This is a genomic window from Haloarcula halophila (assembly GCF_029278565.1).
Taxonomy (GTDB): domain Archaea; phylum Halobacteriota; class Halobacteria; order Halobacteriales; family Haloarculaceae; genus Haloarcula; species Haloarcula halophila.
Map to the genome: position 1 here is coordinate 446,192 of NZ_CP119560.1, position 22,852 is coordinate 469,043.

The window sequence follows — 22,852 nt, forward strand, 5'->3', positions numbered from 1 at the left end:
CAGTTGGGGGGAGGGCTGTCGGACCACCATCCGGAGGGTGACGTTTTTTCCCTGATATCGGTGATGGTGGGGCTGTGACCAGTTACACTATCAACCCCCCGGAGCTCAAAGACGCCCGGGACATCGGCTACAACCACGCGCGTATCGACGGCGAGACCTTCTACATGGCCGGGCAAGTCGCCATGGACGCCGACTCGACGGTCGTTGGGGACGACATCGAGACGCAGGCCCGGAAGGCCTACGAGAACGTCGGGATTCTGCTCGACGCTATCGACAAGGGCTTCGGCGACATCTCGAAGGTGACGACACACATCGTCGATCCGGCCGAACACTACTACGACGGCTACAAGGAGGTCTACTGGGAGACCTTCGACGAGCCGTACCCGTGTCACACCGTGCTCGGCCACGACCAACTGGCCAACGAGGAGTACCTCGTCGAGATCGAGGTCGAGGTCCCCCTCTCGCCGGCCGACATCGAGGCCATCGAGCCCGACGGCGAGACGGTACGCAAACTCTAACGCGATGCCCGGAGCGCCCGGCCCGGGGTCGCGCCGGTCGTCTCGCCGTCCCTGACGACGAACTCGCCGTCGACGAGCACGTGATAGATGCCCTTAGGATGTTGTCTGGGGTTGTCGTACGTCGCCGGTGAGGAGACGATATCCGGGTCGAATACGACGAGGTCCGCGTCCATCCCGGGGCGAACGATGCCTTTCGTGTCTAGCCCCATCGACCGCGCGGGCAGGGAGGTCATCTTCCGGACGGCCTCCTCCAGCGACAGGAGATCCGCCTCGCGGACGTATTTGCCCAGCACGCGCGGGAACGCCCCGTAGACCCGTGGGTGAGGGTTTCCGCCGAAGAGCCCGTCGGTGATGACGTTGACCCGCTCGGAGCTGAGGATGTCGCGCACGTCATCCTCGTCGATGAAGTGGTTGATGACACTGACGCCAAGTTCCTCCTCGGCCAGTAGATCACAGACGGCGTAGACCGGCTCGGTATCCCACCGGTGGGCCAGGGCCGCGACGGACTCGCCCTCGACGTCGCTGTTTGCATCGCTCTCGACGGAGGCGATAACGACGTTCTCCCAGCCGGAGTAGGCGCCGGGGTTGTCCCAGCCCTCGATGCGGTCCTGTTCGATGTCGGCTCTGATGCGCTCGCGGGCCTGCTCGTCACGGAGGTATTCGACCGTTTTCTCGGGTCCCTCGGCGTGGACCCACGGCGGCAGAACGTACGACAGCAGTGTGTTGCTCGCCGTGTAGGGGTACTGATCGGCCGAAAAGTCGACGCCCCGCTCGCGGGCCGTCTCGACGAGCGCCAGTGCCCGGTCGGACTTGCCGTGCTGGAGCGGGCCGCCCAGTTTGAAGTGCGAGAGATGGACCGGCACGCCGGCCGCCGCGCCGATGTTGACGAACTCGTCCAAGGCGTTCCAGATGTCCCCCCGCTCGCTGCGGATGTGGGCGACGAACGGACGGCCGTACGGCGACAGTTCCCCGGCCAGCGCGGTCAATTCCTCGGTCGTGGCGTAGGAACACGGCGTGATGACCAGCGCCGTCGACAGCCCGAACGCCCCCTCGTCCATCGCTTCGGCGACGAGATCCCGCATCTCGGACAGCTGTTCGTCGGTCGGCTCCGTGTCCTCCATCCCCAACACGTTGAACCGTACCGTCCCGTGGCCGACCAGCGTGCCGACGTTAGGCGCGACACCGCTTTCCTCGACGGCATCGAGATACGCGCCGACGCCGCCCCAGCTCCACTCGTGGTCGACCCGGCCGGCCAGCCCAGCCAGCTGATCCTGCCACTCCTCGGCACCGCCCTCCCGGTACATCGGGGCCATCGAGAACCCGTCCTGGCCGAGTATCTCCGTCGTGATCCCCTGCCGGATCTTCGGCGCGAGCGTCGGGTCGGCAAACAACTGGAGGTCCGAATGCGAGTGGGTGTCGATGAAGCCTGGCGAAACGACGTTCCCGCCGACGTCGACGACGGTCTCGGCGTCCATCGACTGCTCCGGGACGCGACTCACGTCGGATATCTCGCCGTCTTCGAGACGGACCGTGCCGCGGAACCACGGGGCACCGGTCCCGTCGACGATGCGCGCGTTCTGCAGAAGCGTCGTGCTCATGGCGCTACTGTGGACCGGCAACTCGCGTATATATACACGCCCCATATGGATACGGAAGGTTACGCCGAAAAGACCAGTCCAAGCACGGACAGCGTCACCACGCTGGCGACGAGCAGCGCCGCCGACACGATTACCACGGGCTCGATACCTGTCGCCCGGAGTTCTCCGATATCGATCTCCAGTCCCAGGCCGGCGAAGGCGAGCAGGAACAGCCAGCGATAGGCGTTCGTTAGCTCCTGTGTCGCCCTCGGGGAGACGAACGACGTCGAGGTGAGTACGATGAGCGCTACGAAGCCGAGGACGAACGTCGGCAGCGAGTCCCAGAGCGTCCGTACCGAGAAGTCCTCGGCCGTGTCGGCGTAAACGAGCGAGTAGCCACCGACGAGGAGCCCCAACAGGAGGTTCCGTGTGACCTTCGTGACCGTCGCCCACTCTCCAGCAGTCTCCGAGACGGTAAATCCCGCCGCCGTGACCGGGCCGGTGCTGAACATGGTGATGCCCGCCCAGATACCGAACACGCGGTCGGTGAGTCCGAGCGACGCCCCGACTACGGGGTACGCAAACAGCGTCACGACATCGAAAAGCAGGACGGTCCCGGCGGCGTAGGCGACGTGTCTCTCGTCGGCTCGGATACTTCCGGCGACCGCGACGACGGCCGAGACCCCACAGATACCCGCCCCGGCGGCCAGTAACGAACCGAGCTTCCCCTTGATGCCGAAGACGGTGCGGCTCAACGTCTCTACGACCAGTATCGTCACGAGGACACCCGACAACGTGACGGCCAGCAGTTCGAGCCCGACGCCCAGCACCGTTCCGATCGAGATTCGCGCACCCATGAGAACGATGCCCGCTTCGAGCCAGAGTTTGTGTGTGTCGGCTCCGGGTTCGACCCATCGGGGTATCGAGAGGGCGTTACCCACGACCAGTCCCAGCGTGACGGCGAGGATGAGCGGTGTCGCGTAAGGGAGGACGGAGCCGAGCCCGCGGGCGACCAGCGCGATGCCAGCGAGCACGAGCAGCCACGGAGCGTACCGCTCCGTGGTCTCAAGCAGTGTGGCCCTCATCTGTGCGCCGGTTGGTTGTCCCCCGACCTCACCACGGGATAGGGAGTCCACCGATCACGAGGCCAGTGACCAGCGCCGCGACGACTATCGCCCGCCAACCGCGGTCGAGGGCGGCCACGCGTCCCGCGGCCGTCACCAGCAGTCGAGTCACGCGGTCGGCGGTCGCCATCGTTCAGACCTCCCGGGTGAACGTCGGTATCAGGTCCGTCATGCTCCGCAGGCCCGGGTCGGCGGCGATGACCGTCGGGGCGACGTTTGCGACGACCGCGGAGGTGCTCACGTCCCCGTGGTAGCCACCGTCAACCGTGACGGAGACGGGCGGTTTGCTCTCGAAGTGGACCTCGTCGCGTGGCTCGTCGGCACCGACGTACATCTGCAGGTCGAGCGTGATGCGCTCCTCGCCGTCCGCGTAGCCGCGTGCGACCTGCCGGATGCCGGCCACCTCGCCGGCTTCGACAGTGAGATACTCCGTCTCGACGCGATCCTCCGCGATGACCGGTTCGATGGTCTCCTCGATGTCGTCGATGTCGAAGGAGAGCGCGTCGCCGAGCATGGCGACGGATTCCGTGCTCCCGACGTGGCCCGCCTCGGTGGCGATATCGCGTTCGAAGGTCTCGACAGTGACGCCAGCCCCGACCTTCCGCTGTAGCGGCTCCCGGCGACTTGCGGCATCCTGTACCCGTTCGACGGTGACGCGGTCGACGCTGGCCATCGGCGTCGAGAGGAACGCCGGCATCGTGTCCATCACGAACCCGGGATTGATACCGGTCCCCAGTACCGTCACGCCGCTGTCAGTCGCTGCCTCGTCCAGTTCGACGGCGGCATCCGGCGCGGCCCACTGCGGGTACGCCAGCTCCTCGGTCGTCGAGACGATGTTTGCGCCCGACTCGACGATCTCCAGTAACTGCGGGAGCGCGGTTTCGACGTCCGAAACCGTCGAATGGAAGACAACGTCGGGATCCGCGGCCAGCGCCGCCGCCGCGTCGTCGGTCACCTCGACGCCGACGGACTCGCCGAACCCGGCGACCTCCCCGAGGTCGGCGCCGACCTTCTCGGGGTCGATGTCGACGGCCCCGACGAACTCGAACCCGGTCCGGTGGGCGGCGTTCGCGATGCGGCTTCCTATCGGCCCGATACCGTACTGAACAGCGGTTGGTGTCTCGTCTGTCATGGCTGTGATGCCGGCTCTCGTTCCGGCGTTCAGTACGTGACGAACGCCGACTGCGCGGGTATCTCTCCCCGCTCCGAATGGAGGGGCAATGTCACCCGTCCCGCTCGTCGCCGGCGGCTATCGGCCGGTCGATGTGCGTGCCGTGGCCTGGCGGGGCGGTCACCTCCCCGTTCTCGTAGGCGATTCGCCCCCGGACGAGCGTCTGGGTCGGCCAGCCGGTTACCTCCCGCCCGGTGTACATCGTGTAGTCCGCGCTGCTTTGCAACAGCTCCGGGGTCACCGTCTTCGTCTCCTCGATGTCGGCGACGACGATGTCGGCGTCGGTCCCCGGGCGGAGCGATCCCTTCTTCGGGTAGAGATCGTACGCCTTCGCGGCGTTGGTGCTCGTCACGGCTGCGACGCGCCGGAGCCCGAGGCGGTCCTCGTGGAACCCCTCCGAGAGGACGAGCGGGAACATCGTCGCTGTCGACGGGGAGCCCCACATCGACTCCCAGATGTCCTCGCCGATCTTGTTCGCCCGCTTGTTGGCGATGTGGTCCGTCCCGACGATGGAGAGGGTCCCCCCGGCCAGATGCTCCCAGAGGGCATCTTGGTCGGCTTGCGACCGGATCGGCGGGTTGATCTTCATCCGGTCGTCACACTCCTCGCTCGTCAGACAGAGATAGTGCGTACAGGTCTCGCCGGTCACCCCGTAGCCCATCGACTGCAGGCGGGCCAGTTCCTCGGCCGTCTCCTTCGCGCTGACGTGGACGGCGTAGAAGTCGTCGTCGTAGCCGTGCTGTCGGGTGTGTGACGCGCCGGCGACGAGGCTCTGTGCCTCCGCGTATCCGGGGAACCGCTCGACGATGGCGTCGTACCCGTCCCGGCCGGCGTCCTGTAGCTGCTCGGTCAGGTGGGCCGTTATCTCGGCGTTCTCGGCGTGGTACGCGAGCGTCGTCGGTTCGTCGATCTCCGCCAGTTCCGAGATGAAGTGGTCGGCCACGTCGTCGAGCAGGTTCTGCTCCACGCCGAACCGCTCCGCGGCCTGCAGTTTGTAGTTCATGTACCACTTGAACGACGTGATACCGAACTCGTCGATGACCGCGTCTATCTCAGTCGCGTGATCGTGCGAGAGGAGCCCCAGCGTGAAGAAGTAGTCGTGGCGGTAGTTCGGCTCCGCTTTCGCGAAAAAGTCGTCCATGATGTCCGGGTAGGACTTCCCCCGTCGGAAGATGTTCCCGGTCGTCGTGACGCCCCCCACCAGCCCCGAACGTGACTCCGTGTCAGCGTCGTCGGCCAGCGGCCGGAAGAGCCCGAAGTGGGTGTGCGGGTCGATGACGCCCGGGAAGACGTGCCGACCGGTGGCGTCGATGACCCGGTCCCCGTCGATGTCGCCCGCCGTCGAGACGGTAGTTATCAGCTCCCCGCCGATGCCGATGTCGGCGTCGAAGACGCCCTGTTCGGGGCTGACGACCGTGCCGCCTTTGATGGCAACGTCGTGCATCGTCACTCCCCCACTTGGTCCCCCATCGGGATCTCGATACCGGACTGGTCGGCCTCCCGCAGTGCCTTCTCGTAGCCGGCATCGGCGTGGCGCATGACCCCGCTCGCGGGGTCGACGTCGAAGACGCGGCGGGCCTTCTCCTCGGCCAGTTCCGAGCCGTCGAGGACGACGTGGTTGTTCGTCGAGGTCACTTCGCCGACGGCCCCGGCGCTCGAATGGAGGCTGACGATGTCGGCGCCGGCGGCGCAGTTCAGGAGTGCGTTGAGGATGGGCCAGTCGGCGACGGCGTCGGTCCCGTCTTTCATGTCTTCGGTAGCCTCGTTGGGGTTCGCGATACTCCCGCCGTCGAGTTGGTCGCGCGTGACCACTATCGGCGCTGCTATCTCGCCCTCGGCGACGAGTTCGTTCACTCGGAGCGCGAACCGGGCGCGCTCGCTCAGTCCGTCCTCGCCGGCCTGGTAGCCGAGCCAGCAGACCCGCGCGGGCAGTCCCTGGAAGTCGACGTGTTCCTGTGCGAGGTCGATCCAGCGCAACAGCGAGTCGTTCTCGGGGAACAGTTCCTCGATAAGCGCGTCCGTGCGGTCGATGTCCTCGGGGTCCCCCGAGAGGGCGACCCACCGGAAGGGGCCACGGCCCTCACAGAACAGTGGTCGGACGTACTCCGGTGCGAACCCCGGGAGGTCGTGGGCCTCGGTCATGCCGCGCCGGTCCGCGACCTGTCCTCGGATACCGTTCCCGTAGGTGAACGTGACCGCACCCCGTTCGTACATGTCCAGCAGCGCTCGCACGTGCCGTTCCATGGTGTCGAGGCTCTCCTCGCGGTAGCGGTCGGGGTCCCGCTCACGGAGGTCGTCGGCTTCGTCGATCGTATAGCCGACCGGATAGTACCCCGTCAGTTCGTCGTGGGCGGCGGTCATGTCCGTGATAACGTCGGGGACGAACTCCCGGTCGAGCATCCCTTCCAGCAGCGAGACGACGTTGGCCGGCACCGCGATACTGCAGGCCTCGCCCGCCTCCATCGCCGCCCGTGCCCGCTCCAGTGCGTCCTCGACCGAAGCGGCCGACTCCTGACAGTACCCCTCGTCGATGCGGCGCTGGATGCGCTCGTCGCTCACTTCGGCGACGAGACAGACGCCGCCGTTCATCGTGACCGCGAGCGGTTGGTTCCCCCCCATCCCGCCCAGGCCGGCGGTCACCACGAGACGGTTGGTCAGGTCCCCGTCGAACTCCTGCTCGGCGACCGCGGCCAGCGTCTCGTAAGTGCCCTGTAACACGCCCTGGGAGCCGATATACCCCCACGACCCGGCGGTATAGTTCCCCATCATCATCTTCCCGTCCGCCTTGAGCCGCCGGAACTCCTCCCAGTTGTCCCACTTGCTCACGAGGTTCGTGTTGGCGATGAGCACTCGCGGGGCTCGCTCGTGTGTCCGGAGCCGGCCCACAGGCTTGCCAGACTGGACGACCAGCGTCTCGTCGCTCTCCAGTTCCCGGAGGGTCTCGACTATCGTGTCGTAGGCGTCCCACGAGCGAGCCGCCTGTCCGACACCGCCGTAGACGACGAGGTTTTCGGGGTCTTCGGCGACTTCGGGGTCGAGGTTGTTGTTGAGCATACGGAGGGCGGCCTCCTGTCGCCACCCCTCACACTCGATCTCCGTCCCCGTCCGCGCGCCTCGGTACTCGCGCCACACGTCGCTGGGTGTCTCGCTCGCCATAGGGTCACTGGCCCCAATTACCGCAAATAAATAGCCTCTCCCCTCGGAGGGTCAATGTTTTATTCCGCTCGCACCGCCTCTCGGACCACTGACAATGCAAGCCAAGACAACCGCTAGTCCGCCACTCGCTGTGGTGTCATGATACCGATCGACGGCAGTCTCACCGTCGACGAGGTGCGGGCCGTGGCCGACGGCGAACCGATGGAACTCACCGACGACGCCCGGGAACGAATGGACCAGAGTCGGGCGGCAGTCGACGACATCATCGACGGCGACGATATCTCGGTCTACGGGGTCAACACCGGCTTCGGGGACCTCAAGGACATCTCGGTCGGCCGCGAGGAGATGGAACAACACCAGCAGAACCTGCTTCGCAGTCACCAGACAGCGACGGGACCGCCCGTGTCGCCGCGGCTGACGCGGGCCATCCTGGCCGTTCGCGCGAACGCGCTCGCCGTCGGCGTGTCCGGGGTCCGCCCGGAACTCGTCGACCGGCTCTGCACGCTCCTCAACATGGACGTGCTCCCGCTGATCCCCTCGGAGGGGAGCGCCGACAACGCGTGTGAACTCGCCAACGTCGGCCTCGTGCTGGCCGGCGAGGGCGAGGCGCTCGTCGACGGCGAACGGTGTTCGGGATCGGAGCCACTCGACGCCGCCGGACTGGACCCGTTCCGCTTCGGACCGAAGGAGAGCATCGCGCTTATCAGCGGCACCGCCGTGACGACGGCCCGGACCGCGGTGGCGATTGCGGACCTCCGGGCGCTTGTGACAGCGGCCGACATCGCCGGCGCGTGGACGTTCGAACTCGTCGGGACGGAGCCGGGGGCCTTCGACGAGCGGATATTCGACGCCCGGCCCGTGGCGGGCCACGCCACCACCGCCGCACACGTCCGGGTGCTGACCAGCGCGACACCGTCCTCGGCGGACATGACACAGGACCCGCTCTCGATTCGGTGTCTGCCACAGGTCAACGGTGCACTGCGTGAACACCTCGGTATGTCGACTGACACCGTCGAGACCGAACTCGCCAGCGCGACCGACAACCCGCTGATCTTCCCCGACAAGACCGCGCGATCGTGTGGGACGTTCAACGCCCAGTACGTCGCCGGCGTCGCCGACCTCTTGGCACTGACGACGCGGAAAGTCGGTGCCGGAAGCGAAGCGCGATCGTCACTGTTGCTAGCTGCCGACGAACACAGCCCCCACCTGGCCGACGAGCCGGGGTTGGAAAGCGGCCTCGCGCGCGCCCAGTACGCCGCGGCGTCGCTAGTGACCGAAGCGGGGACGCTGGATACGGCCAGCGACCGGTCGTTTATCGCCTCCTCCGGACAGGAGGACATCCACAGTGCCGGCAACGTCGCCAGCGCGAACCTGCTGGCGACCGTCGACAAGATCGCCCGCGTCGTCGCCGTCGAACTCATTTGCTGTGCCCGTGCGACACGACAGACGGGGACGACGCTGCCCCCCGGTCTCGCCGCTGCCCGGGAGTTCGTCGAGGACGCGGCCGACGTGCGGAGCGGCGACGTGCCGTGGTCGGCCGACATCTCGTCGCTGGGTGACGCAGTTCGGGACAGATCGCTCGTGGATGCAGTCAGGCAAAGCGGCGTCGATATCGAGTGAGCCGTTAGGCCGCCACATTCGTGTCGGCTTCGAGGTCGCCCGAGATGACCTCCGGCGTGACCGCCTGTTCGATGTATTTGAACAGCTGGTCGAAGGCCAACACGGTCAACGCGCCCGGAATCGCGCCGGCGAGCATGATGTCGTAGCTAACCGACGTGAGCCCGGCCTGCACCCAGATACCCAGTCCGCCCGAGCCCACGAAGACCCCGATGTAGGCGACGCCGATACACAGCACCGTCGAGGTCCGAATCCCGGCGAAGATGACGGGCAAGGCGTAGGGCAGTTCGATCTGTCGGAGCCGCTGGAGGTTCGTCATCCCCATACCCCGGCCCGCCCGGACCATCGAGTCGTCGACCTGTCGGATGCCGGCCACCGTGTTCTTCAGGATCGGGAAGACGGCGTAGATGACGATGGCCAGAATCGTCGGCCGCTGGCCGAGCCCGAGAACCGTGAACGTGAGCGCAACGACCCCGAGCGCCGGAATCGTCTGTGCGGTCGCCCCGAGGCTCTCGATCACCCGCGCAGCGCGGGGATCTCGCGTCGCGAGGATACCCGCCGGCACGGCGATGATAATGGCGATCAACTCGCCGATGCCGACCATCCGGATGTGGCCGGCGAGCAGTTCGAGGAACTGGTTCTGATTCGCCATGATGTACTCTAACCACCCCGTCGCGAGGCCCTGGAGCGGACTAAACATTCGTGACACCCTCGACCGTGGAGTCAGAGGCGACATCTCGGATGTCTTCTTCGCTGAGCGAGCCGACGACCGTCCCGTCTTCGATGACCGACAGCGGCTCGGTCGCGTGATAGAACGTCTGTAGCGCGGCTTTCAGACTGTCGTCCGGGTGCAACACGGTCTCCGTCCGGTCGGACAATTCGTGCGAGGTCATGACTTCGCGGACGGAAATCAGCGAGAGCCGCTTGAGGAGGCGGTCTTCGCCGACGAAGTCCTCGACGAACTCGTTTTTCGGGTTCGCGAGTAGGTCCCTTGGGGAGTCGTACTGCACCAGCTCCCCCTTGTTGAGCACCGCGACCTTGTCACCCATCTTCAACGCCTCGTTGATGTCGTGTGTGACGAAGACGATCGTCACGTCGAGCCCGGCCTGAATCTCGACAAACTCGTCCTGTAGCTCCTCGCGCGTGATCGGGTCGAGCGCGCCGAACGGCTCGTCCATGAGCATGATGTCGGGCTCGGCCGCCAGCGCGCGTGCGACACCGACGCGCTGTTGCTGACCGCCCGAGAGGGCCTCGGGATACCGGTCTTTCGCGCCCGCGGGGAGCTGGATCAACTCCAGCAGTTCGTCGATGCGGTCCTGCTTTCGCTGTTCGTCCCATCCCCGCAGGTCCGGAACGAGACCGATGTTCTCCCCGACGGTCATGTGGTCGAACAGGCCGATCTCCTGGATGACGTACCCGATGTTGCGTCGCAACTCTATCTTGTCGTGTTCGCTGATCGGCGTCCCGTCGATGATTATCTCCCCGTCGGTCAGCTCTGTGAGCCGGTTTATCATCGTCAACATCGTCGTCTTGCCACACCCGGACGGGCCGACCAGCGTCGCCGTTTCGCCCTGTTCGACCTCGAAACTCACCTGACTGACCGCCTCGGTACTGTCGCCGTAGACCTTGCGTACGTCGTTGAGTTCTATCATGCGTTGAGCCCCCGCTTTCCGCCCGGAATCCGTCGCTGTATCAGTCCCAGTCCGTAGTCAGTGAGAATCGCGAACAGGGAGACGACGAGGGTCGCCCCGACGATCTGTTTCGGGAGATTGAGCCTGATACCGGCGAAGATCGACGCGCCGAGCCCGCCCGCCCCGAAGAAGGCCGCGATCGTCGTGATACCGATAATCAGCACCGCAGCCTGCCGGATTCCCGCGAATATCACCGGGACTGCCATCGGTAGCTTCACGCGAGCTAACAACTGTCGCTCGGTCATTCCGAGCCCCTCTCCCGCCCGTTCGACCGCGGTGTCGACCTCCTCCAAACCCGTATACGTGTTCCGCGTGATTGGCAACGCCGCGTACAGCACCAGCGCCACTATCGCGGGTGTCGTTCCGATCCCGACGATAGGGATGAGCAGGGGGAACAACACGAGACTGGGCAGGGTCAGTATCATCCCCGCGACGCCGATGACCGGCGTAGAAAACCGGTCGTAGTGGTAGATGGCCACGCCGAGGGGAACCCAAAGGACGGTTCCGATACCGATAGACGTGAACGCGATGTCCATGTGCTCGAGTAACTGCTCTACGAGCAGGTCGGTGTTCCCGAGCATCCAATCGACTGTCTCTCGAAGAATCATTGGACTGTCTATAGCAGGTTCTCGGACTCGAGCCAGTCCTGTGCGACGTTCTCGGGGCTCTCCTCGTCAATCGAGACCCGAGCGTTCAGTTCGACCATCGTCTCGGTGTCGAGCGCCGAGGCGGGGGCATTCAGCGCCTCGCGGATGGTGTCATTGAGCACGTCTTGGTCGACGATGGGCGCGGGGTAATAGATGACGAACCAGTTCTGGTCGTCCTCGATGGTCGCGATGTCGAACTCCTGTAAGTTCGGGTTCGTCGCGAAGCCGACGCCGAGGTCAACCTCGCCCTCCGCGACTGCCCGGTAGTTGATGGTCCCGATCGCCATCCGTTCGTAGGTGACGTTGTCCATGTTCTCCCTGTACCCGTAGAAGTCGGGCAGATCCCCGAAGGCAGTCGGGTTGTTGATGTACTCCTGTGACACCGCCCACGTCACCTCGCCGCCGTCGTTGATGTACTCGGCCAACCCCGAGAGGGTCTCGACGCCGGTTTCCTCCTGCCAGTCCGTGTTCGCGGTCACAATGTACGTGTTGTTGAAATCCGCCGTCTGGAGCCATTCGATGCCATACTCCTCCTGATAGGCTTCGTTGACACTGTTGTACAACTCCTCGGGGTCCCGTATCTTCTCCTCCTCGTTCCCTAGGTGGAAGTTCCAGCCAGTCCCGGTGTACTCCCAGTAGTGTGTGGTCTCTCCGCTGATTATTGCCTCGTGGTTGGCGGTGTTTCCGCCCACCGGGAACGCGTCGTTGATCGACACGCCGGCGTCTTCGAGCATCAACGCGCTCATATTACTGAGAAGCAGTTGCTCGGTGAACTGCTTGCCGCCGATTGTGACCTCTGTACTCCCCCCGAACGCGCCCTGAATCGAACTCGCACACCCGGCCGTACTGGCCGCGCCGCCGACTGCCGCCACTTTCAGCACTTTTCGCCGTGTGAGACTATCACGCATGGTGAGTAAAACGACCATACATCGGTGTATATTATGCACCTCCATACGTGTGGCCAATTATATACCCTGACCAATCCAAATCCGCATATGCACGAAGCAACATTTCACATTCGTGGCGGCGTTCCCTACGAGGAAGCGACAAGAAATCGAGACATCACCATCGAATTGTGGTGTAATAATCATTGTGATTTGCTACATGTCAAAGGACATGTGACCGACGAGGTCCAAAACGAGATCGCGGAGACGGTCGGCATTGAACATTCGAGTAGCAGTCAACCCGGGATCGAAGAGACCGTCGAGGGCGACAGCGAGCAGGTCATCATCACGTCTCAGTGTCTCCGTCCACACACCGAGAACAACATCGAGAGCTACCTCGCCGAGCACGACTGTCTCCTGCTCCCGCCGCTGCGGTACGAACGGGGGGGCAAGGTGGTCCGCGTCATCACGCTCGACCCGGAGAACCTGACGCGGTTCTATCAGGACATCCAGGAGTCGTTCCGTGTCGAGGTCCATTCGAAACGGAAGATCGACGCCATCTCACAGGACCAGCCGATGCTCTCGGTCGAGTCGCTCGTCCCCGACCTCTCCGAGCGCCAGCAGGAAGCCATCCTGATGGCGTGGCAAGCCGGCTACTACGAGATTCCCCGGGAGACCACGACCGAAGAACTCGCCGGGCGCATGGACATCGATCGGCGAACGTTCGAGGAACACCTCCGACTCGCGGAGAACAAGTTCATCGGCGCGCTCGTCAACCGACTCCTCAACACCCGGGGGCCCAACTGACGCGGGAGTCTACTCCGCGTCGGCGGTCTCGATGGGTGCGTTCACCAAGTTCCCCCACTCGGTCCACGAGCCGTCGTAGTTCTGGACGGCGTCGAAATCGAGGAGTTCGTGCAACAGGAACCACTCGATCGACGACCGTTCTCCGAGCCGACAGTAGGTGACCGTCGAGTCCTCCCCGTCGAGCCCGGACTCCGCATACAGTTCCCGCAACTCGTCGGGACTCTTGTACGTGCCGTCCTCGTTGTGAACCTTCGGCATCGGCACGTTTGTCGCGCCCGGGATGTGACCGGCCTGCTGTGCCGTCGGTTCGAGCCCCTCCGGCGCGATGACTTCCCCGTCGAACTCCTCGGGCGTCCGGCCGTCGAGCAGGGCCGCGTCGCCCTCAATTGCCGCGTCCACGTCGTCCTTGTAGGCGCGAATCGACTCGTCGGGTTCGCCCGCGTCGTATTCGAGAGCGGTGAAGGACGGTACGTCGGTCGTCGTCGGATAGTCGTTTGCCAGCCAGTACTGCTTGCCGCCGTCGAGGGCCCGAACGTCGTCGTGGCCGTAGTAGCTGTACACCCAGTAGGCGAACATCCCGTACCAGTTGGGGACCCGGCCGTTACCGTAGATGACGACGGTCGTGTCCTCGGTGATGCCGGCCTCGGCATTGAGGCGGGCAAACCCCTCCCGGTCGACGATAGTCCGGCGTTTCTCGTCGGTGAAATCTCGGTTCCAGTCGAAGAACGTCGCCCCGGGGATGTGGGCCGTCTCGTAGGATGTGTGTTCTTCGGTCGTGACTTCCGGATTGTTCACCTCGACGAGTCGGTACGCCGGGTCGTCGCGTTTGAATTCCTCTAGATGGCTCTCGACCCAGTCGGCCGTGACGAGAACGTCCTCGCTCATACGTTATACATAAATTACTCAGAAGTTATAACTATCGGTCGACCGTCGTTCCTCGCCGGTCAGAGCGCGAATTCTTCGGGGAGATAGGTCGGTTCCGTCTCGCCACGGTCGGAGAGGGCCATCCCGGTTACCGTGGCGATGGTCGTCGCCGTCTGTGCCTCGCAGGTCAACAGCAACAGCTCCACGATGTCACCGTCGTCGTAGCCCGCCATGCGGAGGGCCGCCAGCTTCTCGTCGTCGACACCGTCCGGGTCGTGGACGACCGCACGGGCGAACGAGACGACCGCCTGCTCGCGGTCGGACAGTCCCGAGTAGTCGCCGCCGGCCAGGGCGGTTATCGTTTCCGGCACCACGTCGTGGTCGTCGACGAGGTATCTCGCGTGGGTCGCCGCGACGAACCGTGTCTCCGTGACCAACGCGACGGTCAGATACGCGAGCTCTTTCTCCCGTTTCGGGACTGCGCCGTCACCCATGAGTTTGCCGAAATACTCGACACGGCGGTCGAACACCGACGGGACGTTCGCGAGCATCTCGTAGAAGAGGTGCCGGTCCTCGCTGTCGGCGTAGGCCGATCCGTCGAGTGCCTCTCGGATCTCCGGAGGAGCGTCGTCGTACCGGACGTAGTCGATACGCGGCATCTCTCACAACTGTGGACGCGACACGTACTGGGTACGCGCCCCGCTTGTGGAGGGGGAATTTTATACCCCGAACGACGATCGACGGGCCGACCCGGTGCTGTCCCGATCGTGTTCCGGCGGTTGTCTTGCCGACCTGGTAAAAATCCCCCTCCCTTCGGTGGCGATTCAGTGTTCTCGTTGTGTGCCCACTGTCCACATATGAGTCAAGACGGACTCGAGCCGGCGAGTGAGACGCCGAGCGACGAGTGGCTCTCGTATCAGGGTGCCCCGACCGGGACGGAGATCGAGTGTGAGGGGTGGCGACAGGAGGCCGCCCTCCGCATGCTCAACAACAACCTCGACCCCGAAGTCGCCGAAGACCCCGAAAACCTCGTCGTCTACGGCGGGGCCGGACGCGCGGCCCGCTCGTGGGACGCCTACGACGCCATCCTCTCCGAGCTTCGGGACCTCGGTGACGAGGAGACACTGCTCGTCCAGTCTGGCAAGCCTGTCGGCCGGTTCCCAACACACGAGCGGGCCCCGCGAGTGCTCATCGCGAACTCGAATCTCGTCGGGAACTGGGACAACTGGGACCACTTCCACGAACTCGAAGCCGACGGGAAGATCATGTACGGGCAGATGACAGCCGGTTCGTGGGCCTACATCGGGACCCAAGGTATCATCCAGGGGACCTACGAGACGCTGGCCGAACTCGCCAGGCAGGAGTACGACGGCGATCTCCGCGGGAACACCGTCGTCACCTCCGGCCTGGGCGGGATGAGCGGCGCACAGCCGCTCGCGGTGACGATGAACTACGGCGTCTGTATCGTCGCCGAAATCGACGAGTCGTGTATCGACCGGCGCATCGAGACCGGCTACTGCATGGAGAAAGTCGAGACGCTCGACGAGGCCATCGAGCGCGCGACGGAAGCGGCCGAGGCGGGCGAGCCCTACAGCGTCGGCGTCCACATGAACGCCGCCGAGATGCTCGAGGAGATGCTGGAGCGGGATTTCGTCCCCGACGTCATCACCGACCAGACCAGCGCCCACGACGTGATGGAGGGGTACTACCCGGCGGGATACACGACCGAGGAGGCCGACACCCTCCGCGAACGGGACCCCGACCGCTACCGCGAGGAGAGCCTCGACACGATGGAGCGACACCTCGACGCTATCCTGACGATGCAGGACCGCGGCGCGGTCGCGTTCGAGTACGGTAACAACATCCGCGGACAGGTACAGGAACACCGCGACCGGGACGACGCCTTCGACTTCCCAGGGTTCGTGCCGGCGTACATCCGCCCACAGTTCTGTCGGGGCCGGGGTCCGTTCCGCTGGGCGGCCCTCTCGGGGGACCCCGAAGACATCCGCCGCACCGACGAGGCGATCCTGGAGTTGTTCCCCGAGAAAGAGCGTCTCGCACGCTGGATCGACCTCGCCCAAGAGCAAGTGCAGTTCCAGGGGCTACCCAGTCGCGTCTGCTGGCTCGGGTACAACACCGACAGCGAGGGCGACGAAGCCGAAGACTCCCTGACCGAGCGTGCCCGCTTTGCCCTCCGCATCAACGAACTGGTCGCCGAGGGGGAGATATCCGCACCCGTCGTCGTCACGCGGGACCACCTCGACGCGGGCAGCGTCGCCAGCCCGTTCCGCGAGACCGAGGACATGAAAGACGGGACCGACGCCGTCGCCGACTGGCCCATCCTCAACGCCCTCCTGAACTGCGCCGCCGGCGCCGACATCGTCAGCGTCCACGACGGCGGCGGCGTCGGTATCGGTAACTCACTGCACGCGAACAACCACGTCGTCCTCGACGGCTCGGAACTGGCCGAGGAGAAGGCCCGCCGTGTCTTCACGACCGACCCAGGCATGGGCGTCGTCCGCCACGCCGACGCCGGCTACGAGGAGGCCATCGACGAGGCCGAGGAGTCCGACGTGCAGATCCCCATGCGGGACAACTGAGCATGACGCCGACACACCATTCAACGTTGGTACCGGCGTTTTGGGGACAGGCATGACCTACACCGTCGTTCACGATGCGGGCGAGGTCGTCACCGGTCCGGCCGACGGGGACCGCACCCTCGATACGTTGACAGACGCGGCCGTCGTAATCGAGGACGGGACGGTCAGCGAAGTTGGGCCATCGGACGAAATAACCGCGGACTACCCGCCGGAAAACGCCGACACCGCCGTCGACGCCGACGGGAACTGCGTCCTCCCCGGCTTCGTCGACTCGCATACCCACGCGCTGTTCGCCGGTGACCGGTCCGACGAGTTCGAGGCGAAGCTCTCGGGCAAATCGTATCAGGACATCCTCGCTGACGGCGGGGGCATCCTCCGAACCGTTCGGAACGTCCGCGAGGCCACCGACATGGAACTCGCCGAGGGGCTCCGGGCCCGCCTCGACGTGATGCTGGAACACGGGACGACGACGGCCGAGGTGAAGTCTGGCTACGGTCTGGACACGGAAACCGAGCTGCGGATGCTCTCGGTCATCGATCGTGTCGACGAGACACATCCGGTCGATCTCGTTCCGACCTTTATGGGTGCACACGCGGTTCCCGAGGACGTGACCTCCGAGGCGTACACGGAGTCGGTACTCACTGAGCAACTCCCCGCGGTGGCCGACCAGGGTATCGCGCAGTTCTGTGACGTGTTCTGTGAGGCGGACGTCTTCTCCGTCGAGCAGTCCCGCCGAATCCTCGAAGCCGGCCGGGAGCATTCGCTCACACCGAAGATTCATGCCGACGAGTTTACGCGGCTGGGCGGGTCACAGCTCGCGGCCGATCTGTCGGCGGCCAGCGCCGACCACCTGCTTCAGTCGACGCCGGAGGACGCAGCCCGTCTCGTCGACAGCGGCGTGACGCCCGTGTTCCTCCCCGGAACTGCGTTCGGCCTCGACGGGGAGTACCCGGCACTGGAGCCGTTCCGGGAGCGGGAGACGCTGCCGGCTGTCGCGACCGACTTCAACCCCAACTGCTACGCGCCGACGCTCGGGTTCGCAGCGACACTCGCCTGTGTCGGTATCGGCATGACGCCCGCCGAAGCGATACTCAGTATCACCGAGCGCGGTGCCGCCGCGATCGAGAGCTCCGACGGCAGCGGGACCGTCCGCCCCGGCGCACCCGGCGACCTGGTTGTCCTCGACGCCCCGTCGTATCGACATCTCCCCTACAAGTACGATGTCGATCTCGTCGAGACGGTCCTCAAGAACGGCAGCGTGATTCGATCCTGAACGTGCCCATCGAGGTCAGCCTGGCATAGAGCAGTTCCAGGCTTGCCCTTCCACCGACCGACGTGGGCCACGAGCGTTGTCAGTCCTGCAGTCAGCACTCGGTAAGTGTGGCTAACCCGTTCGATGTCCCGATGAGAGCAGAGGACTCAGAACCGGTCTACTCAGGAGAGATGGCTGCGGAGTGCGTCGGTTACCTCGTCTCGTTCGTGGTGGACCCAGTGCGAAGCATCCGGAAACGTCCGTAACCGACCGGTGGCACAGTACTCCATACTCCGTTCGGCCATCGAGGAAACGAGCGCGATGTCGTCTTCGCCCCAACAGAGCAGCGTGGGCTGGGTGACGCTGGCACGAAGTGGGTGTTCCGATCTGCGGAATCCACGGTACCAGTGGATCCGTGGTCGAATACCGGTGTGCTGCCAGGCTGCCCTGTAGTAGTCGATCGTCTCCTGGTCGAACGTGCCGGGATTCGACGTCAGTTCGAGCGAGTCGACCATGTTGTCCATTCCGTTCCGCGCCAACAGCCATTCGGGCAGTATCGGAAGCTGGTAGAACCAGACGTACCAGCTCCGGAGGAGCTGTCGGGGACTGGACCGGAGCGTCTCCCGATACACTGTCGGGTGCGGCACGTTGAGGATCCCGAGTCGGTCGACGAGCGACGGGCGCCGGAGTGCGAGATGCCAGGCGACGAACCCGCCGAAGTCGTGTCCCACGACGTGGGCCGACCCTCGGCCCTCACTGTCGATCAGGTCGGCGACATCCGCGACCAGTTCCGAGAGCCGATAGGCGTCGATGCTATCGGGTGCCTCGCTCAGATTGCACCCCCGCTGGTCCGGGACGACCACGCGGAAGCCCGCGTCAACGAGGGGGCGAATCTGGTCGCGCCAGCCGTACCAGAAGTCGGGGTGCCCGTGCAGTAAGACGACCAGTGGCGCGTCGGGGTCGCCAGCAGTGACGACGTGTAACTCAACGTCGTTCACCGCCCGATAGGAGGACTCGATCTCGCTGCCAGTCAGTAACGAGGCGTCAGTCTCGGGGTGTGATCTCGTGACCGACATCAGTATCGACTCGAACCGGCGACCGTGGTTGGATGCAGTCCATCGAACATAGCTGTCTCCTGTTGCAGACGAACGTACGCCGTGTCGTTCCATACGGCGATTGCCCCATCCGTGGGGCTACTTATGAGCCAGCGGCTCGATCCCGATACCTGACCACAGCAATGCGTGGGAGCCGTCGATCACCGTGGGCCCGTTGCGTTCACCGACGACACTCCCTCACTGGACGATCTCGCTGAATACCCGGTGCTCGGCTTTACGAAGGTGTTCGCCGACGGTTCCGGGTCTGATACCGACGACATCGCTGATATCCTCCAGTGATGCCTGACGGGGCTCGTCGTAGTAGCCCAGCTCCACCGCCGTCTCCAGAACTTCCTCCTGTCGATCGGTGATCATCCTGCTGAACGTCGACCCGTCGGACTCGTACTCGCCTGTCTGGAGGACGTCGACGTCCATGTAGTCGACACTCTCGACGTAATCGTACAAGTCGCTGAAGACATCGTCGGTCCCGAGATACGTGACCTTGAGAGTATCGTCAGCGGTGAACCGGATCGGGGTGTCGAGTACCAGCGGCGACTCTCGTTGGAGTTGCAACGAGTTGCGAACCACTTCTGTCGGTTCGAACTGACTGACAGCCATCCAGGGGTCCTCTCCAGCAGTGAGATAGCTGCTGACGTGTGGGGAACGCTCCATGATCTCTCTGTACTGCTCCTGATCGCCGCTTGCCTCAGCTAACAACAGGACGGTCTCGTCGGTGAGCAGTTCGACGTGATGGATCGCCCGGCGCTGGATAGACTGTGCAGCCGTCAACTCCTCGCCGAGTGGGTGGAATGCGCTCTCTCCCTTGGGCTCGACTAACAGGGTGAGATATCGCATACATCGCCTTCGAGGAGCTGTAAGTAAACTGCTGGGGAGAGCGGTTACTTATATTCCACCACTGGTGAGGCAGTTCGGCTACGCGACTCAGCCGTCAACAGCCACCAGATAGGCGATGCAACAGCAACGAATCTCACCCGAGGAGCAACTCATAGACAGTGTCGTCACAGCACTCGACGACGATATCGTCGGCCGTGAGTCACACGAGAACGCCCCAGCAGTCGTGGTCCGCGCCGACAGTGTCGAGAGCGTCCTTTCGACGCTCCGTGCGGAGGTAGGCCTCGACCACTGCTCGTGCGTGACTGCCCAGGAGTACGACGACCGCTTCGAGACGATCTATCACCTCACCAGCTACGATGACCGAACACAGGAGCTGTCGGTCGTCGTCCCGACCGCGAAGGACGACCCGATCAGCGAGTCTGGCACCTCGGTCTACCGAACGGCCGAGTGGCACGAACGAGAGGCCTACGACCTCGTGGGGATCGAGTACGAGGACCACCCGGACTTGCGTCGCATCCTCCTGCCGGAGACCTGGCAGGGGCATCCACTGTCGGACGACTACGACCAGACCCAGCCACAGATCGTCCCCCTTCGCGAGAACGCGAACCCCTTGGCGGATGACCGCCGTGACGGAGCCGACACGATGCATCTCAACATCGGCCCACATCATCCCTCGACCCACGGGGTCCTCCACCTGAACGTGACGCTGGACGGGGAGACTGTCGCCGCTGTCGAGCCGGACATCGGGTACATCCACCGCTGCGAGGAGCAGATGTGCGAGAAGGGGACCTACCGCCACCAGATCATGCCCTACCCCGACCGCTGGGACTGGGGCGGCGCAGGGCTCCTCAACGAGTGGGCATACGCCCGCACGATCGAAGATCTGGCTGACATCGAGGTCCCCGAGTACGCCCAGGTGATCCGGACGATGAGCGCCGAACTGTCGCGTATCCTCTCGCACTTCCTGTTTACTGCGATGTACGCACTGGACGTCAGCGGCGAGTTCACAGCGACCTTCATGTATGGCTTCCGGGACCGAGAGGTCGTCGAGGACCTGTTGGAGGACCTGACTGGCCAGCGCATGATGTTCAACTACTTCCGGGTCGGTGGTGTCGCCTGGGATGTTCCCGAACCCCGTGAGGAGTTTTTCGAGCGGGTCCGTGCCTTCGTCGACGACCTCCCGGGGAAGCTCGGAGAGTACCACGATCTGCTGACGAGCAACGAGACGTTCCAGCTCCGCTGTGTCGGCACCGGCGAACTCCCGCCCGAAGTCGCAAAGCAGTACGGTGTCACCGGCCCAGTCGCTCGTGGGTCCGGCATCGACTACGATCTTCGACGGGACGATCCGTATGGCTACTACGACAATCTGGACTGGAACGTCGTCACCGAGAACGACTGCGATAACTTCTCCCGTGTCCTCGTCCGGTTACGAGAGATCGAGGAATCCGCGGCGATCGTCGAGCAGTGCGTCGATCTCCTCGAAGACTGGCCCGACGACGACCGGGCTCTCCAGGCCAACGTTCCGCGGACACTGAAGCCCTCGGGTGAATGCTACAGGGCCGTCGAGGGTGCGAAGGGTGAACTGGGGATCTATATCCGCGCAGACGGCACCGAAACCCCCGCTCGGTTCAAGATCCGGGGGCCGTCGTTCTCGAACTTGTCGGCGCTCTCCGCGATGGCAAAGGGCGAGTCCGTCGCTGATCTCGTCGCGACGCTGGGGAGCCTCGACACCATAATGGGAGAAGTGGACCGATGACAACACCTCCCTCGCTACGCACGGTTTTGGCCCTCACCTGGCCAGTCGATGCCCACGATAGGGGCTAGTAGTATAGCCTGTCTTCGGCGACGGCATCGACAGGTGTAGTGGAATCGTTTCAGTGGGGTGGTAGCCAACACAGGTCTATGAGTCACCTGCTCCCACAGAAACCACACGTGGACCGGCCAGCGCCGGACTCCCGGATCGTCACCCTCGACGACGAGGATGCAGACGAAGTATTTGCCGCGCTCGGATCAGATGTCAGCCGAGCCGTACTGGCAGAACTGTATCGCGATCCAGCGACGCAATCGGAACTTGCTGAACGGGTCGACACCTCCATCCAGAACATCGGCTATCACGTCGGAAAACTCCTCGAGGCGGACCTCATAACCGTCGTCGAGCAGTGGTATTCGGAAAACGGTGCCAAGATGGACGTCTTCGCTCCGGCTGGAGCCCCGCTAGTCCTTGTCGCCGGCGGTCACGAGCGGAGTGTAACCGTCGAGAAGAACACGACTGCTTCGACAGTAGACGGTTTGGCGAACAGCGACGACTGACGTTGGGTCTGGTGGTGAAAGAGCAGGACGCCAGCAACCCGCCTTACGCTCCATCGGACACTGCGACCTTTGCAGTGAGAGCTTCAGTCACCAGAGACCGAGGGTCGCGACTCGGTCGAGGAGTGGTCTGCTTCTCTGAACGTCATCGTGAGTCCGTCGACGGTCATCTCTAGGGCAAGCGATTCGAAGTCCGTTCTGAAGACGGTCCGATGGTGACCATCGCCATCGTACTGCATCTCCGTCTCGACCAGTCCTGCCTCCTGGAGGGCATTCAACCGTCGATACACCGTCGCCCGGGAAGCGCCACATTCGACTGCGATGTCGCGGGCGGGCTTGGCATCTGTACTGATCGCCTCCAGGATTTGCTGAGCGTATGCCGCGTTGAGACGTGTGAGAATCTCGCTTGACGGGAGCGTGTCGGCTTCCCTCTCTGAGTCATCGGTCGTTGTCGTGTCGGTGATTGACATGGTCGTGCTCTGAGTAAGACTGTGTCACGACACCCTCCCAAACCTACTGTCAACTGACGTTGTCTCGCAGACGACTCCCGGGCTATTAGTATTACGTTGTGAATCGATGACACACGATACAGCCACCCCCACTTCCACCGTTCGGTGTTGCGGTCAGTGAAACACGGAGTGGGGGCTTAGATGTGAGGCGAACCGATCGGAAAACTGTATGCGGATTC

22 protein-coding genes are annotated in these 22,852 nt (G+C 64.1%); 7 read left to right on the forward strand and 15 right to left on the reverse strand.

Features of this window, described 5'->3' with window-relative positions; genetic code table 11:
• The first annotated feature begins 74 nt into the window (after window positions 1-74).
• Window positions 75-518: a RidA family protein gene (locus P0204_RS18050; protein WP_276223591.1), complete on the forward strand. Its 444-nt coding sequence runs from the start codon at window positions 75-77 to the stop codon at window positions 516-518.
• On the opposite strand, the gene P0204_RS18055 is transcribed toward P0204_RS18050, so the two are convergent.
• From P0204_RS18055 to hutU (P0204_RS18080), 6 genes are all read right to left on the reverse strand, one after another.
• Window positions 515-2,116, reverse strand: a complete 1,602-nt coding sequence (locus P0204_RS18055) for an N-acyl-D-amino-acid deacylase family protein (RefSeq protein WP_276223593.1) — start codon at window positions 2,114-2,116, stop codon at window positions 515-517. The two genes, P0204_RS18050 and P0204_RS18055, sit on opposite strands and share 4 nt — an antisense overlap.
• A gap of 59 nt (window positions 2,117-2,175) precedes the next feature.
• Window positions 2,176-3,180, reverse strand: coding sequence for a YeiH family protein (locus tag P0204_RS18060; RefSeq protein ID WP_276223594.1), 1,005 nt, complete (start codon window positions 3,178-3,180; stop codon window positions 2,176-2,178).
• Between the two features lie 28 nt (window positions 3,181-3,208).
• Complete coding sequence (locus P0204_RS18065; protein ID WP_276223596.1) at window positions 3,209-3,349, reverse strand: hypothetical protein; 141 nt, start codon at window positions 3,347-3,349, stop codon at window positions 3,209-3,211.
• Window positions 3,350-3,352: 3 nt separating this feature from the next.
• Window positions 3,353-4,351, reverse strand: a complete 999-nt coding sequence (locus P0204_RS18070) for an NAD(P)H-dependent amine dehydrogenase family protein (protein WP_276223598.1) — start codon at window positions 4,349-4,351, stop codon at window positions 3,353-3,355.
• A gap of 91 nt (window positions 4,352-4,442) precedes the next feature.
• Entirely contained in the window at window positions 4,443-5,834 is a 1,392-nt protein-coding gene (locus P0204_RS18075; protein ID WP_276223600.1) for a dihydroorotase, read from the reverse strand.
• Between the two features lie 2 nt (window positions 5,835-5,836).
• Window positions 5,837-7,546 carry a urocanate hydratase gene (gene hutU, locus P0204_RS18080; protein ID WP_276223602.1) on the reverse strand — a complete coding sequence of 570 codons (1,710 nt, stop codon included), beginning with the start codon at window positions 7,544-7,546 and terminating at the stop codon, window positions 5,837-5,839.
• Window positions 7,547-7,684: 138 nt separating this feature from the next.
• Here hutU (P0204_RS18080) and P0204_RS18085 point away from each other — a divergent pair, with 138 nt between their 5' ends.
• On the forward strand, window positions 7,685-9,166 hold the full coding sequence (locus P0204_RS18085) for an HAL/PAL/TAL family ammonia-lyase (protein ID WP_276223604.1): 1,482 nt from the start codon (window positions 7,685-7,687) through the stop codon (window positions 9,164-9,166).
• A 4-nt stretch (window positions 9,167-9,170) separates the two neighbouring features.
• On the opposite strand, the gene P0204_RS18090 is transcribed toward P0204_RS18085, so the two are convergent.
• Genes P0204_RS18090 through P0204_RS18105 form a run of 4 tightly spaced genes read right to left on the reverse strand, consistent with a single transcriptional unit; the run spans window position 9,171 to window position 12,427 of the window.
• Entirely contained in the window at window positions 9,171-9,863 is a 693-nt protein-coding gene (locus P0204_RS18090; protein WP_276223606.1) for an ABC transporter permease, read from the reverse strand.
• Entirely contained in the window at window positions 9,856-10,815 is a 960-nt protein-coding gene (locus tag P0204_RS18095) for an ABC transporter ATP-binding protein (RefSeq protein WP_276223609.1), read from the reverse strand. The genes P0204_RS18090 and P0204_RS18095 overlap by 8 nt, the downstream gene beginning before the upstream one ends.
• Window positions 10,812-11,435 (reverse strand): ABC transporter permease, encoded by a 624-nt coding sequence (locus tag P0204_RS18100; protein WP_276223611.1) that lies wholly within the window; start codon window positions 11,433-11,435, stop codon window positions 10,812-10,814. Before P0204_RS18100 ends, P0204_RS18095 begins: the two co-directional genes overlap by 4 nt.
• Before the next feature lie 35 nt (window positions 11,436-11,470).
• Entirely contained in the window at window positions 11,471-12,427 is a 957-nt protein-coding gene (locus tag P0204_RS18105) for an ABC transporter substrate-binding protein (protein WP_276223613.1), read from the reverse strand.
• A gap of 69 nt (window positions 12,428-12,496) precedes the next feature.
• Between P0204_RS18105 and P0204_RS18110 the strand changes: the two genes are divergently transcribed.
• Window positions 12,497-13,192 (forward strand): helix-turn-helix domain-containing protein, encoded by a 696-nt coding sequence (locus tag P0204_RS18110; protein ID WP_276223616.1) that lies wholly within the window; start codon window positions 12,497-12,499, stop codon window positions 13,190-13,192.
• A 9-nt stretch (window positions 13,193-13,201) separates the two neighbouring features.
• Here P0204_RS18110 and P0204_RS18115 read toward each other — a convergent pair whose 3' ends face one another.
• Window positions 13,202-14,077, reverse strand: a complete 876-nt coding sequence (locus tag P0204_RS18115; RefSeq protein ID WP_276223618.1) for a sulfurtransferase — start codon at window positions 14,075-14,077, stop codon at window positions 13,202-13,204.
• Window positions 14,078-14,136: 59 nt separating this feature from the next.
• Window positions 14,137-14,715, reverse strand: coding sequence for a carboxymuconolactone decarboxylase family protein (locus P0204_RS18120; protein WP_276223619.1), 579 nt, complete (start codon window positions 14,713-14,715; stop codon window positions 14,137-14,139).
• Between the two features lie 198 nt (window positions 14,716-14,913).
• On the opposite strand from P0204_RS18120, the gene hutU (P0204_RS18125) reads away from it, so the two are divergent.
• Both hutU (P0204_RS18125) and hutI read left to right on the forward strand, forming a co-directional pair.
• A complete protein-coding gene (hutU, locus tag P0204_RS18125) occupies window positions 14,914-16,656 on the forward strand; it encodes a urocanate hydratase (protein ID WP_276223621.1) in 1,743 nt (580 codons plus the stop codon).
• A 52-nt stretch (window positions 16,657-16,708) separates the two neighbouring features.
• Entirely contained in the window at window positions 16,709-17,929 is a 1,221-nt protein-coding gene (gene hutI, locus P0204_RS18130; protein ID WP_276223623.1) for an imidazolonepropionase, read from the forward strand.
• A 161-nt stretch (window positions 17,930-18,090) separates the two neighbouring features.
• Here the strand turns inward: hutI and P0204_RS18135 are convergent, their stop codons facing one another.
• Together P0204_RS18135 and P0204_RS18140 are read right to left on the reverse strand one after the other, a co-directional pair.
• Entirely contained in the window at window positions 18,091-18,984 is an 894-nt protein-coding gene (locus P0204_RS18135) for an alpha/beta fold hydrolase (RefSeq protein ID WP_276223625.1), read from the reverse strand.
• 216 nt (window positions 18,985-19,200) lie between these two features.
• Window positions 19,201-19,857, reverse strand: a complete 657-nt coding sequence (locus P0204_RS18140) for a helix-turn-helix domain-containing protein (RefSeq protein WP_276223627.1) — start codon at window positions 19,855-19,857, stop codon at window positions 19,201-19,203.
• A gap of 115 nt (window positions 19,858-19,972) precedes the next feature.
• Between P0204_RS18140 and P0204_RS18145 the strand changes: the two genes are divergently transcribed.
• Both P0204_RS18145 and P0204_RS18150 read left to right on the forward strand, forming a co-directional pair.
• On the forward strand, window positions 19,973-21,613 hold the full coding sequence (locus P0204_RS18145; RefSeq protein ID WP_276223628.1) for an NADH-quinone oxidoreductase subunit D: 1,641 nt from the start codon (window positions 19,973-19,975) through the stop codon (window positions 21,611-21,613).
• Window positions 21,614-21,759: 146 nt separating this feature from the next.
• The gene (locus P0204_RS18150; protein WP_276223630.1) at window positions 21,760-22,167 is read left to right on the forward strand and encodes an ArsR/SmtB family transcription factor; all 408 of its coding nucleotides are present in this window, start codon (window positions 21,760-21,762) and stop codon (window positions 22,165-22,167) included.
• A gap of 83 nt (window positions 22,168-22,250) precedes the next feature.
• On the opposite strand, the gene P0204_RS18155 is transcribed toward P0204_RS18150, so the two are convergent.
• On the reverse strand, window positions 22,251-22,634 hold the full coding sequence (locus P0204_RS18155) for an ArsR/SmtB family transcription factor (RefSeq protein ID WP_276223632.1): 384 nt from the start codon (window positions 22,632-22,634) through the stop codon (window positions 22,251-22,253).
• Between the last annotated feature and the right edge of the window lie 218 nt (window positions 22,635-22,852).

Excerpts from the sequence above, each read along its gene's own strand:
- P0204_RS18055 (WP_276223593.1), bottom strand. The coding sequence starts at position 2,116 with ATGAGCACGACGCTTCTGCAGAACGCGCGCATCGTCGACGGGACCGGT.
- P0204_RS18060 (WP_276223594.1), bottom strand. The coding sequence starts at position 3,180 with ATGAGGGCCACACTGCTTGAGACCACGGAGCGGTACGCTCCGTGGCTG.
- P0204_RS18065 (WP_276223596.1), bottom strand. The coding sequence starts at position 3,349 with ATGGCGACCGCCGACCGCGTGACTCGACTGCTGGTGACGGCCGCGGGA.
- P0204_RS18070 (WP_276223598.1), bottom strand. The coding sequence starts at position 4,351 with ATGACAGACGAGACACCAACCGCTGTTCAGTACGGTATCGGGCCGATA.
- P0204_RS18075 (WP_276223600.1), bottom strand. The coding sequence starts at position 5,834 with ATGCACGACGTTGCCATCAAAGGCGGCACGGTCGTCAGCCCCGAACAG.
- hutU (WP_276223602.1), bottom strand. The coding sequence starts at position 7,546 with ATGGCGAGCGAGACACCCAGCGACGTGTGGCGCGAGTACCGAGGCGCG.
- P0204_RS18085 (WP_276223604.1), top strand. The coding sequence starts at position 7,685 with ATGATACCGATCGACGGCAGTCTCACCGTCGACGAGGTGCGGGCCGTG.
- P0204_RS18090 (WP_276223606.1), bottom strand. The coding sequence starts at position 9,863 with ATGTTTAGTCCGCTCCAGGGCCTCGCGACGGGGTGGTTAGAGTACATC.
- P0204_RS18095 (WP_276223609.1), bottom strand. The coding sequence starts at position 10,815 with ATGATAGAACTCAACGACGTACGCAAGGTCTACGGCGACAGTACCGAG.
- P0204_RS18100 (WP_276223611.1), bottom strand. The coding sequence starts at position 11,435 with ATGCTCGGGAACACCGACCTGCTCGTAGAGCAGTTACTCGAGCACATG.
- P0204_RS18105 (WP_276223613.1), bottom strand. The coding sequence starts at position 12,427 with ATGGTCGTTTTACTCACCATGCGTGATAGTCTCACACGGCGAAAAGTG.
- P0204_RS18110 (WP_276223616.1), top strand. The coding sequence starts at position 12,497 with ATGCACGAAGCAACATTTCACATTCGTGGCGGCGTTCCCTACGAGGAA.
- P0204_RS18115 (WP_276223618.1), bottom strand. The coding sequence starts at position 14,077 with ATGAGCGAGGACGTTCTCGTCACGGCCGACTGGGTCGAGAGCCATCTA.
- P0204_RS18120 (WP_276223619.1), bottom strand. The coding sequence starts at position 14,715 with ATGCCGCGTATCGACTACGTCCGGTACGACGACGCTCCTCCGGAGATC.
- hutU (WP_276223621.1), top strand. The coding sequence starts at position 14,914 with ATGAGTCAAGACGGACTCGAGCCGGCGAGTGAGACGCCGAGCGACGAG.
- hutI (WP_276223623.1), top strand. The coding sequence starts at position 16,709 with ATGACCTACACCGTCGTTCACGATGCGGGCGAGGTCGTCACCGGTCCG.
- P0204_RS18135 (WP_276223625.1), bottom strand. The coding sequence starts at position 18,984 with ATGTCGGTCACGAGATCACACCCCGAGACTGACGCCTCGTTACTGACT.
- P0204_RS18140 (WP_276223627.1), bottom strand. The coding sequence starts at position 19,857 with ATGCGATATCTCACCCTGTTAGTCGAGCCCAAGGGAGAGAGCGCATTC.
- P0204_RS18145 (WP_276223628.1), top strand. The coding sequence starts at position 19,973 with ATGCAACAGCAACGAATCTCACCCGAGGAGCAACTCATAGACAGTGTC.
- P0204_RS18150 (WP_276223630.1), top strand. The coding sequence starts at position 21,760 with ATGAGTCACCTGCTCCCACAGAAACCACACGTGGACCGGCCAGCGCCG.
- P0204_RS18155 (WP_276223632.1), bottom strand. The coding sequence starts at position 22,634 with ATGTCAATCACCGACACGACAACGACCGATGACTCAGAGAGGGAAGCC.